Annotated in this window: 12 protein-coding genes; 1 reads left to right on the top strand and 11 read right to left on the bottom strand. The window is 32.2% G+C overall.

All coding sequences use genetic code 11. The features are described from left to right. Positions 1 to 1,448 (top strand): Ig-like domain-containing protein (locus Q0L29_RS07115; RefSeq protein WP_296620302.1); only part of this gene is annotated, 1,448 nt, incomplete at its 5' end. A 237-nt stretch (positions 1,449 to 1,685) separates the two neighbouring features. Here Q0L29_RS07115 and Q0L29_RS07120 read toward each other — a convergent pair. From Q0L29_RS07120 to Q0L29_RS07170, 11 genes are all read right to left on the bottom strand, one after another. After that, positions 1,686 to 2,876 carry a glycosyltransferase family 1 protein gene (locus Q0L29_RS07120; RefSeq protein ID WP_296620304.1) on the bottom strand — a complete coding sequence of 397 codons (1,191 nt, stop codon included), beginning with the start codon at positions 2,874 to 2,876 and terminating at the stop codon, positions 1,686 to 1,688. Beyond that, positions 2,873 to 3,910, bottom strand: coding sequence for a glycosyltransferase family 4 protein (locus Q0L29_RS07125; protein WP_296620306.1), 1,038 nt, complete (start codon positions 3,908 to 3,910; stop codon positions 2,873 to 2,875). The genes Q0L29_RS07120 and Q0L29_RS07125 overlap by 4 nt, the downstream gene beginning before the upstream one ends. 11 nt (positions 3,911 to 3,921) lie before the next feature. Further along, positions 3,922 to 5,073, bottom strand: a complete 1,152-nt coding sequence (locus tag Q0L29_RS07130) for a glycosyltransferase (protein ID WP_296620308.1) — start codon at positions 5,071 to 5,073, stop codon at positions 3,922 to 3,924. Beyond that, entirely contained in the window at positions 5,073 to 6,425 is a 1,353-nt protein-coding gene (locus Q0L29_RS07135) for a hypothetical protein (RefSeq protein WP_296620310.1), read from the bottom strand. Before Q0L29_RS07135 ends, Q0L29_RS07130 begins: the two co-directional genes overlap by 1 nt. Position 6,426: 1 nt before the next feature. After that, positions 6,427 to 7,647, bottom strand: coding sequence for a hypothetical protein (locus Q0L29_RS07140; RefSeq protein WP_296620311.1), 1,221 nt, complete (start codon positions 7,645 to 7,647; stop codon positions 6,427 to 6,429). Between the two features lie 85 nt (positions 7,648 to 7,732). Further along, a complete protein-coding gene (locus Q0L29_RS07145) occupies positions 7,733 to 8,971 on the bottom strand; it encodes a glycosyltransferase (RefSeq protein ID WP_296620313.1) in 1,239 nt (412 codons plus the stop codon). A gap of 2 nt (positions 8,972 to 8,973) precedes the next feature. Further along, positions 8,974 to 9,882 (bottom strand): alpha-1,2-fucosyltransferase, encoded by a 909-nt coding sequence (locus Q0L29_RS07150; RefSeq protein WP_296620315.1) that lies wholly within the window; start codon positions 9,880 to 9,882, stop codon positions 8,974 to 8,976. A 7-nt stretch (positions 9,883 to 9,889) separates the two neighbouring features. After that, positions 9,890 to 11,236 (bottom strand): oligosaccharide flippase family protein, encoded by a 1,347-nt coding sequence (locus tag Q0L29_RS07155; protein WP_296620317.1) that lies wholly within the window; start codon positions 11,234 to 11,236, stop codon positions 9,890 to 9,892. A 46-nt stretch (positions 11,237 to 11,282) separates the two neighbouring features. Then, positions 11,283 to 13,595 carry a polysaccharide biosynthesis tyrosine autokinase gene (locus tag Q0L29_RS07160; protein WP_296620319.1) on the bottom strand — a complete coding sequence of 771 codons (2,313 nt, stop codon included), beginning with the start codon at positions 13,593 to 13,595 and terminating at the stop codon, positions 11,283 to 11,285. A 1-nt stretch (position 13,596) separates the two neighbouring features. Further along, a complete protein-coding gene (locus Q0L29_RS07165) occupies positions 13,597 to 14,415 on the bottom strand; it encodes a polysaccharide biosynthesis/export family protein (RefSeq protein ID WP_296620322.1) in 819 nt (272 codons plus the stop codon). Between the two features lie 4 nt (positions 14,416 to 14,419). After that, a complete protein-coding gene (locus tag Q0L29_RS07170) occupies positions 14,420 to 15,145 on the bottom strand; it encodes a 4'-phosphopantetheinyl transferase superfamily protein (protein ID WP_296620323.1) in 726 nt (241 codons plus the stop codon). Positions 15,146 to 15,153 lie beyond the last annotated feature (8 nt).

Raw genomic sequence — 15,153 nt, forward strand, 5'->3', positions numbered from 1 at the left:
CATCGGTTAGCATTACTAATCCTATTCAAAATCAATCCATCACTTTTGGACAGGAGATCTTGATCCAAACCAATGCTTCTGATCCTGAAAATGCAATCCAAAAAGTGGAATTCTTCTACGGTGAGCAGATGGTTGGTATCGTTACCAGTGCTCCTTTTGAAATCTCTTGGAAAAATGCACCTGTCGGAAATCATATTCTCAAAGCTAAAATCTTCGACAACGAAGGTATGACTGCTGAATCAAGCAGAATCGACATTTCAGTAATTGAAGAAGTTGCGGTCAATCAGGCTCCTTCAATTTCCATCACGAATCCAATCCAGAATCAGTCCTTTACTTTTGGACAGAAAATTCTGATCCAAACCAATGCTTTTGATCCGGAAAATAAAATCCAAAAAGTAGAATTCTACATTGGTGAGCAGATGATTGGTACCGTGGAAACTCCTCCTTACGAGGTAACTTGGAATAATGCTCCGGTTGGAAATCATGTGTTGAAAGCTAAAATCTTCGACATCGAAGGTCTGACTGCCGAGTCTGACAGAATCAACATTTCTGTGATTGATGAGTCTCCTGCCAATCAAGCTCCATCGGTTAGCATCATTAATCCAATTCAGGATCAGTCCTTTGCTTTTGGAGAGGATATCCTGATCCGAACCAATGCTTCTGATCCGGAAAATGCAATCCAAAAAGTAGAATTCTTCTACGGAGAGCAGATGATTGGGATTGTCAACACTGCACCTTACGAGGTCATTTGGAAAAATGCTCCGGTTGGAAATCACGTACTCAAAGCGAAAATCTTCGATAACGAGGGACTGAGTGCAGAGTCTGCAAGGATAAATATCAAAGTGAAAACTTCACCTTTAAGAGGGGGTAAGATAAAAATCATTAATCCTGTAAACAATCAAGTATTCAAGTCAACTGACACAATACGAATAGAGGTTGTGAAAACTGAAGGTGATGTAAAAATTGATAGTGTAATCCTATACCTCGATGAAACTCAAATTGAAGTGTCAAGAAAGGAACCATTTAAGTTCGAAATATCAGATCTCAAAGAAGGTCAGCGAAAGTTAATCGCCAAAGCTTTTAAATACGGAAATCTGATTGAATCTGAAACTATAATAGTAAATATATTCACTGAATCTTATGCCTCGACGGAGATTAGTATCCAGAAACCTTCTAAAGAAGTTCAACCCAAAGAACAGTTTAGATTTGCCATCGGCCCTAATCCGACTGATGATATTCTAAACGTTTATATGGATGAACTACCCAGAAATCAACCTGTTGAAATTCAATTGTTTGATATTAATGGAATAACTTTAAATTCCATCCAATCAAATACCGACAAAGAGAAGATTAGTATTGAATTAGGCTCTTATCCTGCAGGGATATATTTCATCCGAATTATGGGAGATCATAAGACCTTTGGGACAAAAAGAATCATAAAAAGATAGATTGATAATAAGGAGTACTGAAATCATATTTTGGTTTTCTATTAGTACTTCTAGTTAAAATCTAAACCACCTTGCAAAAACCCGGAAATAGCTCAATTGAGTTAATTCCGGGCTTTTCTTTTTTTAAATCAGATTCTATTCGAAATAATCAGGGGTAAAAAAATCTTGAGAAAAGTAATCACACTAACCTAAGAAATAAAAATCGCCTAGATGGAAATAGTATCAGGTATTCATAAATCAACTTTCCATTTCTAAAAGACCTATGTAACTAGCTAAAACTTGTTCGCAAGTATGTTTCCAGCTGAATCTTTGGGCATTTTCATTTCCTTTTACTAATAAATTCTGTATAAATATATTGTCATTTAATTTTTCGAAAAGTAAATGAATCTCCTCCTCGCTCACTGATTGAGAAAGAAATATAGCAGAATCACCCAAAATCTCTTTAAAAACTGGAAGACCAGAACAAATCACCGGTTTTTGAAAAGCTTGGGCTTCGATCACCGGAAGTCCAAATCCTTCATAATCAGAAAGTAAAATGGTAGCAGTATATTTATTATAAATATCGTTCAAGGTAATATTAGGGTCGTATTGCTCAAAAGTAACATGGTCCTCCAATTCCAAATCTTTGATCAGTTCCTGCACCTCCAAGTAGTAATTTTCATATATCGGGCTACCACGAAAATAGAAATGGATTTGATCACCGTAACCGATTTCAATCATTTTTTTTGCAAGCTTCAATACTTTTAAATGCCCCTTATGAGGATGAAAAGCTGCAACTACTCCAAACTTAAACTTTTCATTTGATTGATTTTCTGGCTTTTCTAAAAAATTTGATTTAACAGAGTTATTCTCGTAAGCCAACGGAATCACTTTGATTTTTGCAGCATCTATTGCAACTTTTCGTAAAATCTCATCTTTTACAGCTTTAGAAGTTACTAGAAGATTATCTCCAACTATTAAACTTCTGTAAAGCAATTTATTGAGTATTTGAAACTTGACTACTTCCTTAAATTTTAAATATTTTGAATAATTAGATTCCTTTAAATAGAAATCAAACATAAAATCATGAATGGTCACTACTGTTTTACACACCTTTTTAAAAGATAACTCGCTAACTACACGGTGAAGTAAATCTACTTTTGATTTCTTTAAAAAATTTGGAAGTCGAAGATGAAGCCAAATCATTCGAGAGAGAAGGCTTTGGTTATTTACTTTAAAATTATAGAATTTGACATTTTCGAATTGGAAGTTTTGATTATTCCGCTCATTTAAAAGAACAATAAGGTTGTATTGAGCTAACAAATCAGGTTTTTCAGTTAACAGTCCATCTAATCCAACTACCAAACTCTTACCATAAGTAGCTATCCCACCTCCTACTCCTCCGACTCCGGGAATTATATTCGTTAGATCCAAACAAATTGTCTTCAAACCGCTACCAGTTTAGTTTGTGACATTAATTCATTAAGATCATTCACCAATGATTCTGCGACTTTATTAGAGTCAAAAACTTTACTCGATTCAAAAGCAGCTTCAGCGTACTTAGGATAATGACTAAGAATACGATTTATCGCAGCTATATATTCTTCTAAATTCAAATTCCTTTGGACTAACTCTCCATTTTTATGAGGAACTAAAAAAGTTGGAATATCCCCAACAGCTGTAGATACAATTGGCACTCCTACCGAAAGTGCTTCAGCAATTGCCATGGGAAAGCCTTCATTTTCAGAAGCCATTAGCAGTATTTTCCTTTTTGAAATGACATCGATCAACTCATGATTTTCAAGATTTCCTAAAAAAACTACCTGATCACCGATTCCAATAGTATTGGCTAGTTTTTCTAAATTTTCTTTTAAAAAACCTTTTCCAGCAATATAAAGCGAATTGGATTCACGAATATGAAACGGAAGTTCTGAATATATCCGGATGATTTTGTCAATTCGCTTCCCATTCTCTAATCTTCCGGCAAAAATAAATCCGGACCTACTAGCATAATCTTTAACTGTTACATGATGAGAGATTGGGTTAACTAATTTTTTTGAGCCAATCATCTTCTCTCCTACAGTATATGAGATTGATGAATATTGCTTTATCCTATTTTGAATAGACTCAAAAGTTGAGGTAAAATATTTTCCAAACCAGAAACGCGAATTCGAGACCGGATTTCCATTCCCATGAAATACGTGTGCAAATGGAAGACCTAGCAAAGAGATTACATACGATCCTTCCGGTGTATGAGATAGTATAAAATCAAATTTTCGAAGCCTAGAAAACTTAAGAAATAGATAAAAAATGTAAGCAAGTCGATGAGGTATCCAAGTTATTTGCTCAAAGATATCTGGAAGAGAAAAATAGGTCAAATTGTAGTGCTTGGCCAATTTAGCATCAAGGTTTTTCACAAATGGACCAATCCCTCCGTAAGAAGATTTAAAAGAATTAGTTAAAAGAACGGCGACAGATTTCATAAAATGGGGAATTATAGTGTTAAAAGTTTTCGGTAGAGTTTTTCACTTTCTACCAGATTGTTAAAAGACTTAAGAGCCACTTCTCGGCCTTTCTCGCCTATTTGATCAATTTTATGTGGGTTATCTAAAAGAAATTTAATCGACATGACCAATTCTTGGATTGAACCTGGTTGGATCAAAAGTGCATTTACTTTATCCTTGAGAAAGGTGGGCACATCTCCGACTCTAGATACTATTACAGCTTTTCCAGTGGCAAGAAATTCAGCGAGTTTTGAGGGAAACCCAGTATTTGCGGCATCTGAATTATTTCGAATGACACAAAAAATATCACAGCTATTCAGTGTTTCATGATATTCGGCCGAAGAAAGAAACCCCTTGTATTCTATTCTAGAATTATAAACTGAATTTTGAATTAGATCCATGATGTGTTCAAAATCAGCCTTATTTTCACCTTTTCCAGTCAAAATCAATTTTACCTCAGGATAGGATTCACATACTTTTTCAAAAGCTATGACCAAGGATTCAAGTCCATCCTTCTTTCCAAAGGACCCACCGTAGAATATTCTATTTGCGAATTTTGTTGGTTGGTTTTTCATTGGATATTTGCCAATATCCATTGTCACTGGGATGTATAAAATCTTGCTAAGATCTTTGTTGACAGATATTATAAGCTCCTTTAACTGGGAAGAAATAACCAAGTTAAGATCAATCATGAATTGAATATTCCTTAAAAAAAAAGCCCCGCTTTTTATCCTGACCCGATTAACAAACCCACCAATACTTTCGGCGAGTGAATTATCTTCTACAATGTCTACTACAATTTTATAACCTATAATTTTTGCATAAATCAATGGAAAAATGGTTTTCAAATCTGGAGTTTCATACAGGTAGAAAATATTTTCTTCATTTTTCGAAAAATGACTAGTGATAAAGTGAAAGGAAGACTTTAAATAATTAAAAATAGAATTAAAACTCATAAAATTTAATTTGATTTCTAAAGCTTGATTACTTTCAGGAATACCACAATTTTCAGCTTGAAGTGAAAAATATACATTACTTATGTTCCCACCAATTTTTTGTGAAATTGGTAAAATCAAATTTCTTACTCTTACTGAACCCGCCATACCTTCATATAGGGGGATACCAAAAATCAAAATATGCATCAAATTATAGATTTAAGTTTCACATCATTCGCTTTGTATTGGTTGCTTTTACCTAAAATCTTCACAAATTCATTTAGAAAATTTGCCCTAACCACAGGCCCTGAATGTCTTTCTATGGCTAGATTCTTAGCTTTTTCAGTTATTTTAAGTTTTTCAACTTCATTATTCAAATTCAATTTTAAGAGATTAACAAGGTGATCCACCTCATCACTTTCAGAAGTGAATGCCCATCTGAAATCTTTACTATACTGGAATATCGCAGTTTCCTTAGGAGCCAATACTAATATTGGAGTACCAGAAATCATATATTCAGGAGCTTTTGTTGGCATAGATAATCTAAGAAATCGGATCGCTTTAGCAGAAAAATCACAAGGAAGAAGCAAAAGATCCACATTTTGAAAAAGGTTTGGCAGTTGATCATAAGGAATCAATCCCTTATAAAATGTATGATTGAATGCACGAACCCAAGAAATTTCCTGGAATGTTTGAATGTAGAAATTGACATCTATTTCACTCGTAACATTATACTTCTCGACGGCGGCAGCAAAAGATTTCAAAGAGGTCCCAATTCCAAAACCTGTACGGCCGGCGTAAAGAATAGTAATCTCTTTGCTAGCAATCCTCTTTTTATTTTGATCGGGAAGCCATTTGTCAAGGTTTACTGGATTATGAAATGTGACAAATTCCTTCCCAAATCGCCTCTCATAATCTTTCCCCATCAAGTCACTAATGCTCATACAGCAGTCTGCTTGTTGAATTAAATCTTTAAATTCCTTCTCAATTTTTTTCTTCCAGAAATTCCCCATAAAACCATTGTATCCAATTGAAGCCATCCAATCATCCATCTGATGTACAACAAAAGGGATTTTCAATCGGTCAGAAAGCAAATGACTAAACCTAAGAGATTCGCGTGTGGACACTTGAATATATAGGACATCAGGCTTAAAGCTTTCAACCCAATTAATCAAATTAGTTGTAAGACTCATTTGGGAAATAACATGAACTAGTCCTGACCATTGCAAAAATGGATAAAAGATATTATTTACAATTTTACTCCTGATTCCAGGTTTTGGGAAAAAGGTTTTATGACCTGTTAATTTAGAAAAAGGTAAATTACCGGAAGGACTGCTTTTTTGAAGATACTTAAAAGGGAAACTCCAATTATTTTCCTCAGAACCGATGAAATAGTAATTGTCACATATATCTTCCGAGATATTACCCAACGCATGAGAAGTGCACAGAACAGCTAGATCTTCATTTTTCCAATCACTGAAAAGATTACTTAAAGTAATACCTCCTCCTGTATTAGAGTTGAAAGATTGTCCAAATATGAGAATTTTAGGCTTTTTCACTTTAGGTTATAATTTTATTTGGATCAATTTCTTTAAGGAAGTAAATACGAATATCCTCTTGCGATAATTCTCTAAATGACTTAGAATAACAGAAGCCTACACAAATCCAAATAGAAATATGATAAAGATTTAAACTATATACATTAGCTGGGTAAAGTGAAATTAGCCAGATAACTATCCACAATACCAAAGACTTGACCATTATATTATTAGATTTAAACAAACCCAAATAAAGAGCCGGAATAATACATAGCAAAAGCAAAACTAAATTAACTATCCCTCCAATCATTATAAGCTGCAAATAATCAGTCTCTATCACAGTACGAATTCCGTCTTTAAAAATGGAATCATCAATACCGGGACATCGATATCCGGAATTATATCCCTTACCAACTACATAATCGATAAACGTCATATCATTAAAAAAGCAAGATTCAACATAATTTCGCGTATTTTGCAAACCCTTTTCTGAAATATTATTTAAAAAAGAAAGCTGAAAAAAATCAGTTTTTGAAGAAAAGTAAGTAATAGAAAGGAAAAGAAAATAAACTAAAAACAAAAATATACTCATTTTTTTATGTGATTTATAATAATGAACCAATAGAGAAACGGTAATAATAGACAATTCAATAAAAATCAAACCTCTCCTTGCTCTAAATATTGCTAATAATAAAATGGATAATGAAGTTATAACTACTAAAATCTTATAACGTCTTTCTAGCAAATCAAAATTAATAGCCAAAATCCCAATTGGTAGTGCTAAATATTTTGCATAGGTCTCAATCATACCCATACTATCTAAATCTAATAAATCAGGATTTAACAAAACTGGTAAATTAAAGAAAGCGAGAAATAGAAAAATAAATGACATAATACCTATTACATAAAATAGTTTTTTAAGGACTATAATCTTTAAAGGCAAAAAGGCTATAAATGGAACAAATAAAACCAAGGCTCCATAATTGAGATTAAAAAGAAGTTGCTTTACACCAAAATAAGTTAAGTCGGTATAGTCTCCTCTGACAAGAATCAAAATTTGCCAAAGTAAATAAATAGATACTATGAAATTAAAATATGAATAGGTAACACGAATTTTAATTAAATTAATCAAAGCATAAAAAATAAGAAAAAATGAAATTAATTGAAGACCTTGATAAAGAAATGTTAAGGATAAAGTGGTCGTAGACAAGACATAACCTAAGCTCAAACCTAAAACGCCCATGAGAAATAGTTTTATCCCGTTTACATAGGATTGCCTTGAAACCATGATCTCAGGTATCACTAAAAATGAAGGAGAAATCGAGGATTTAGTAAGTGTTTCCATAATGAATAGATTTTAATAAATATTCATGCTTTTCCATCACTCGGTTAGGATGATAATCTTTTTTTAAATACACGTCCAATGAAGTAGTGAGACAATAATTAATGCCCTTAGCCAAATCTATAGAATCATATGGTTTTGCGATATAACCATTTTTTTTATGGTCAATCATTTCAGGTCCGCCGCCAAGATCAAATACTACAACTGGAACTCCACAATTCAAGCTTTCAATTACAGTGGTAGGTTGGTTATCCATAGTACTAGGCAAAACAAAAACATCTGAAGCATTATAAGCATTAGATATATCATTTTGATCATCTAAATAACCTAAACAATTCACTTTAAATTGAATATCCTTATTAATCAACTCCTTATCTACCTCTCCAAAAACCAAGATTTCCAACTGGTCAGGATTATACAAATTATTGAGGCATTCTAAAGCACTTTTCAAATATGCCCAACCTTTATAAGGGCTATTAATAGAAACTGCCCCAAAACAAATAATAGATTTATTTAAAGGTAACCCAAGATTTCTCCTAATAAGATTCTTATCCTTAGGTTTGAAGATATCCGATTTAAAATAATTAGGAATAAAATGAATTTGCTTTGAAGATAACAAAGCAGATTCCTTGCCTAACCTCTTTAACCAATTGCTTGGACTAACAAAATAAACATTAGAATATTTTGAAAAAATTGATTTTTTCAAAAGGAATTGATTAAGTGCAATATTTTTATTATTTGGAAAAATTGGGCACTTAGAACAAGAACCTTCAAAAGATGAACAGTCAATCGCATAATGACATCCTCCGGTCATATACCACATATCATGCATAAATATAATTATCTTTTTATTTAAAGAGAATAATGCCTTGAAGGAGTTGAGACTAAAAAATCCCATCATGACCCAATGGATATAAATGACATCCGAATTTCTTACCAACTCATGTTTACTAATTGGATAGCCGAATAAGGGGTTTGAAAAAAGTCCATGCTTATTTTTATTATATTTTAGATAGAGAGACTCTAATTTATTATTCACTTTAGAGCGCAATCTTGCCTGCTTTGGTAGATAAGTAACATCCTCAAGCGGATTATCTTCATTTGCAAGAGAAAGAACATGCGAATTATGATTCGAATAATGTGCAAATCCCCTACTAAGTCTGATAGCACAAGAACCAGCAGACTTGGAAGAATATTGTAAATGAAGAATATTTAGAGTATTCATAATTAGGCACTTACTTGTACTAAATCAACAGAAACAGGTAACCATGATTCGGGATAAATCCCTGGAGTTTGAATATTCTTCAACCAAGGCTCTGGCATAATCACCAATTTATCCGGATTATTAGAAAGCCAGGCAGCCCACCAGCTAAAAGTGCTATTTGCAATAATAAAATGCTTACAAAGACTCATCAGGTACATATCTATATAACTATTTCCGTTTTTATTATGAGAAACAAAAACAAAATCATCTCCTTTGAAATTCTTCTTAACCCATGAAATATCATCGGAAAAAAAATAGAAAATAGGATTATCTAGTTCTGAACGAAGTTTTGAAATAGAATCTTTATAATACTTATTATCGGTTATAACCATATGGGAAGATTTCCATTCTTGACTAGTGTAATCTCCCCTTCTTACATGAACAGCGACAGAATTGGAATTGCAAATCTCTTTTGATAGAATGGAGTTTTTATAATCTTTCGGTTTATTAAAATTGAATACTTCTCTAATCAGGTTTTGATGATTTTTTAAATATCCTTCAGATTGCCATGTACCTATAATCATTGAATTCTTTTGGTTAAAAACTGAAGAATTATAAATGAATTCTTGTTTTTCAAAGAATTTAGGATTGTCAGACTTATCATATAATACAATCACTTTATTCATGAGCCATCTCACAATTTTAAGCTTCCAAAAAGGAGCTCCCCACTCTAAGAAAGAAATTTTAATCTTATCAATGGGGCGTAAGGGCACAGAAAATACTTTGGATAATTCAAATCCTTGATGATGATTGTAAACAAAGAAATTTCGAATACTGATTTTAGTAGGAATTCCTTCAACATCTAAAACAATGGCAAGAGCAAATTGAAACATTTGATTACCTAATCCGCCATAAATTGATACCTTATTCATAAATTTTTTATTTAAACCAAATACTATTTAACTTTCGAACTATGAGAATCTGATATAATTGAATGGGAGCTATCAAATAACCATATACATTTGAAATTATAGAAGCTAAAATGATTGACCAAACTGGAAGATTCAAAATTAAAATAAAGAAAAGAGCTAATAAAATAAACCCTACAGAAGTAATTATAGAAGAATAGAATTGGACCTTAAGCGCTCCAATACCATTTATGACATTAACAAAAATACTTGCAAACATCCCGGATGCAAAAAATATAAATGAATAAAGGGAAACCTTATAACTAATTTCAACAACATCTTTTCCTAACCAAAAGTCATAAAACTGATTTGCAAATATCAGCATGATAACACCCATACCTAAAAAAGGCAAAAGAATAAATAGATAATTCTTCACTGTACTAATGATCCATTTATAATCACCCTTAAAATAGGCATCCGTTGAGCTACTCCACAGTGGAGCCAAGAATATTAAAAAGATTCCTTGAAGAGTCATAAAATATTTAAAAGCAATATTATACGAGGTAACTTCAGAGGTGTCAAAATATCTAGCAATTAAAAAAAGCGAAGAACTATATTGAATCATTCCGGCAAGTTGTAGAACAAAAAACTTCAAACCTAGCCCCATTAATTCATTACGATATTCCTTTTTAACAAATTTGAGTTCCGGCTTATAAGTATTATAATCCCCAGAAAAGAAATATATATTGGCAATAACGAGAAACAGGACAGGAAAAACACCAATCGCTAGGCCTAATAAAATTAATGATCCCTCCGTCACCAGAGTAAAAATATAGATAATTAAAAGTGAAACGACTTGACCAATGAAATCAATGAGAGATGCCATTGCAGGTTTCTGATCAGCTATTATTATAGTTTTAATAATTTGGAAAATGAACTGAAGACAAAAATAGGTGATAATAATAAAAGCAAGCATCTTCACCTCATTATTTAGAGTAATAGGAATATTGATCAAAGTGCTCCAGTCAATGAAGTTATTAACAATAAAAAACAAAAACCAAACTGCTATAAATAAAATTGCAATGTAGAAATAGGTTGTGCTTACATATATTTTAGCAAGAACATCATCACCCTTTGCCTTTGCTTCAGCAAATTTATTTCTTAATCCTTGTGTAAGACCTACATCTAGAAGTGAAACCCAACTTATCATAGACGTAAGTGTCAACCAAATACCATATTGCGTAGGATTGATATAATTTATAGTAATAGGTACAATAATAAAAGATACTAGCATACTAAAAGCCTTGATCAAGAAATTTCCGGCCACATTTTTTTTAACTGCAACAGTACGACTGTCACCATCTTTAAAAAAATTCAATATGTTAAGTGCTATTTGCATAAAAATAATTTTTTTTAAACCTTATTTAGTTATAATTGTAATGACCATAAGTATTTTTAATACTGGTCTTTGATCCATTCAAAACTATTAATGGATTGACCAACTTCTTGGATTTGATTATATCCTCAAAAAAATGAATATTCTTTTTGGAGCTATAGTCATATCTAACCATAAAGATTGTGTAATCAACGAAAGCGGCTAACGAAAAGGCATCTGAAACCTGGCCAATTGGAGCAGTATCAATAATCACAAAATCATATTTCTCTTTTAATTTAGAAATCAATGAAAAATTCTTTTTGGAGTACATCAATTCTGCAGGATTATCGGGGACATTCCCCATTTGAAAAAAGGTAATCCCATTTACATCCTCACCTGATTGAATTAATCTATCAATTGTAAAATTTGAGGAACTAAGGTAATCTGATATACCTAGATTAGATTCTAATCCAAAAACACCATTTAGACCTTCCTTTCGAAGATCATATTCAAGTACAGCGACCTTCTTCCCTATCATTGATAGCGATTTTGCAAAATTCAAAGCAAAGAAGGTCTTACCTTCTCCTGAAATAGAAGAGGTAACTAGTATGGATTTTGAAGAATCGGAATCTCCAAGAAAATTAAAATTGGATCTTATTAAACGAAACTGTTCAGAAATTGGAGTCTTGTTTATTTGATCAATCGCAAACAGCTTGCTATTACCATCGTAGGACAACTCACCCAAAACTTCTGCTTCAGTAACAGCTTTTATGTCTGCTAAATTGGAAACCTTGTTATCAAGCAAATTTTTACTGTACGCGTAAGCAAATGGAATAACGAAAGCAAAGAATGCACTAACTAAATAAATTAAAGGTGGATTAGGCTTAAATGGGATTAGACTAAAAGAAGCCAAATCAATGCTTTTTGCATGATTTGCAGGAACAGAAGCTATAAACAAAGCAGTTTCTTCCTTCTTCTGTAAAAGATAGAGATAATGCTCCTTCTTTATTCCCAAATCCCTTGTGATTTCTTCATACTGCCTTTCTACACGAGGTGAAGAACTGGATTTACTTTGAAATTGAGCATTTTTAGCATTCAAATTTCTTAAAGTAATATTTAGTGCCTTATTGTTATTTTCAATATGACTTAAGATGCTTTTTCTTGAAGATTCACGTCTTCTGTTTAAATTAACGATAAGAGGACTTCCCTCTAGAACAGATTGATCTAATCTTGATTTCTCATTTACTAAGGAATTGTATTCTTGCATTAGAGAAAACAAATATGAATCAGACTTTATTAATGAGCTTAGTCCAGTAATATCCCCATTTGGATTATTTGTGATAAATTCTTGGATAGAATTACTAATATCAATTTGATTTTGAACCTCAGCTATCTCCTTATTATTTATAAGAAAATTTTCTTGGTAAAATTTAGAATCTGTCTGTATATCAACTACATTTCTTGTGTTTTTAAAAGATTCTACCTGTTGTTCCATAGAATTTAATTCACCAAGAACTAAGTCAATTTGACTATTGATAAAATCAAATGATTTAATTGCCACCTCTTTCTTCTCATCAGAAGATTGTAAATTATATTCATCTATCAACTCATTCAGAATCAAGACTCCTCTCTGAGGAACTGTTTCTAATAAAGAAAGATAAATAATACTAGAGTTTTTATCTTTTGTTTCTACATCTAATTGACTGGAAATTATTGATGCAATTTGATCAGGAGTACGAAATTTCACTAATACTTCCTTATCAAAATCATTAGAAGAAATAGCAAGACTTATTTTAAATTTTGCATATTTAGTATTAACAAGAGTGGAAAGAGGGATCTTTATTAACTCATTGTCAATTTCAGCAATTATAAAATTACCATCGAATTCCTTAATTAGCATTTCGGGCTCTTCCCCATCTATAACAGGATAAATTTCAATAGTTTCAATTTGAAAAGGAAGGTCTTGTTCAAAAACAGGAATTAACTTATTTAAACCTGTAAGATAAAAGTAATTGTTATAAAGCTTTAGATCATTCGCTACCTTTTTTACTAGAATTGAAGATTGAAGAACATCTACCTCATTATCAACAATATTTGAGGTCTGATATTCCTTCATATCCATTAATACTGGATTATCCACGAATGCAGCACCTCTAGCATTATCTTTTAGCATTACACTGCTATTAACTGAATAATATGGGATAGCATAATACAGATATAACGAAACAAGACTAAATATTAGAAGAAAAGAACCAATAAATAAAGGCCAGAATTTAAGATAGGAATTTATATGATCCTTAATATCCTCCTTTTTATAACTCGTCTTTGATGAGTCATCTACAAGTATTTCTGAAAGTTTCATATTATCTAAATAAATTATTAAAACTAAAAATAAAAGCGACAGCAATGGAAGACACGATTGATACAATTGCCAAAGTGTTTGGATTTACATCCGCTTGAACAAGTTTATTCTTATCAGCTTCCACATAAATTACATCATTTTGCTTCAAGTAATAATATGGAGAACTTAACAGTTCTTTTTTCCCCATATCAAATCTATGTATAGTCTTCCCCCTTGTCGTTTCACGGATAAGCAATACATTATCTCGAAGACCAAAAACAGTCATATCACCAGCAAGTCCCAAGGCTTCCAGAATCGTAATCCGCTCATTGGGGACAATAAAGGTTGAAGGATTAGTGACCTCCCCTATTACTGTAATTCGAAAGTTCAGAAAACGAACCTCCACTTTTGGATCTACAACTAATGAAGATAATTGACTCTTCAATAACTCTTTAGCCTCTTCTCTATCGAGACCCGCTATTTTTACCTTATTAAGAATCGGAAAGTCAATATTCCCATCAGGATCTACCAAATAGCTGTCAATTTTAGAACCATTTGAATCTGGACTAGCATCCTCTGACTTATCCCGGACTACACCATAATTAAAGAGCAAGTTAGATTCAGGGTTTATGGTATTTACCGTTATTTGAAGAAGATCTCCAGGGATAATTTTTGGTGCTGTAAACCTGTCATCAGTTATGGTATAATCTTTTGAAGTGCTTATATCATTGAAATAGGTCAAATTTCTTTTTGAACATGAAGTCAATAGTATAACCGCCAAAATTATCATAACATGTGATGACTGGTTTAACACAAAGTTTATTTTATTTGAATGTTTCATGTTTTTAAAGTTTAAATTCACAAAAATTTAATTTATTTAAATTAGAGTCGTGAGCCAAACTCACAATATAATTCTCATCTATATAAAAAGATCTAATCATCCACTCTGACACAATACCCGTTAAAATACCTGGGACAAAATTATCTCCATTCAAGCAGGAGAATGTATTCAACTTCTCTAAAAGACCTATTCCAGTACCTTTCAAAATAGCTTCCTTCCTTGTCCAATACTTAAGAAAAGTATCTAATGGTTTTTTATTTTCAAATATTCTTATTTGCTCTCCCTTGCTCATACAATAATCTAATATTGGCTGAAACTTAAAATCAGCGTCACAGTATTCTATATCTATGCCTATATCACATTCCTTACAGATTGCCAAGACTACATAATCACCAGAATGGGATAAATTAAATTGAATCTCTTGATCAATTATAGGCTTATTAGTTTCTGTATAAAGAATTTCCAACGATTCAAAATCCTTGTTTAGAATAGTAGCTGCCATATGTTTCACCATTGCTCGACCAATAATAAATCGGTCACTATCACCTTTATTTCTGTACCGTCTAGATCTCATAATTTCTTTAGAAGACAAACGCTCAATACAAGATGCTATATTTTCTCTATCATCAAGCACTGATGCTCGATAAATTTGAACCGTATTATCAAGGTTAGTTTGAATATCTTCAGACCAGTCCAACACCTCAATTTCATCACAAAATATTCGCCCCATGTACATCT

The organism is Marivirga sp. (assembly GCF_024636815.1).
Classification (GTDB): Bacteria; Bacteroidota; Bacteroidia; order Cytophagales; family Cyclobacteriaceae; genus Marivirga.

Excerpts from the sequence above, each read along its gene's own strand:
- Q0L29_RS07125 (WP_296620306.1), bottom strand. The coding sequence starts at position 3,910 with ATGAAATCTGTCGCCGTTCTTTTAACTAATTCTTTTAAATCTTCTTAC.
- Q0L29_RS07145 (WP_296620313.1), bottom strand. The coding sequence starts at position 8,971 with ATGAATACTCTAAATATTCTTCATTTACAATATTCTTCCAAGTCTGCT.
- Q0L29_RS07170 (WP_296620323.1), bottom strand. The coding sequence starts at position 15,145 with ATGGGGCGAATATTTTGTGATGAAATTGAGGTGTTGGACTGGTCTGAA.
- Q0L29_RS07160 (WP_296620319.1), bottom strand. The coding sequence starts at position 13,595 with ATGAAACTTTCAGAAATACTTGTAGATGACTCATCAAAGACGAGTTAT.
- Q0L29_RS07140 (WP_296620311.1), bottom strand. The coding sequence starts at position 7,647 with ATGGGCGTTTTAGGTTTGAGCTTAGGTTATGTCTTGTCTACGACCACT.
- Q0L29_RS07150 (WP_296620315.1), bottom strand. The coding sequence starts at position 9,882 with ATGAATAAGGTATCAATTTATGGCGGATTAGGTAATCAAATGTTTCAA.
- Q0L29_RS07165 (WP_296620322.1), bottom strand. The coding sequence starts at position 14,415 with ATGAAACATTCAAATAAAATAAACTTTGTGTTAAACCAGTCATCACAT.
- Q0L29_RS07130 (WP_296620308.1), bottom strand. The coding sequence starts at position 5,073 with ATGCATATTTTGATTTTTGGTATCCCCCTATATGAAGGTATGGCGGGT.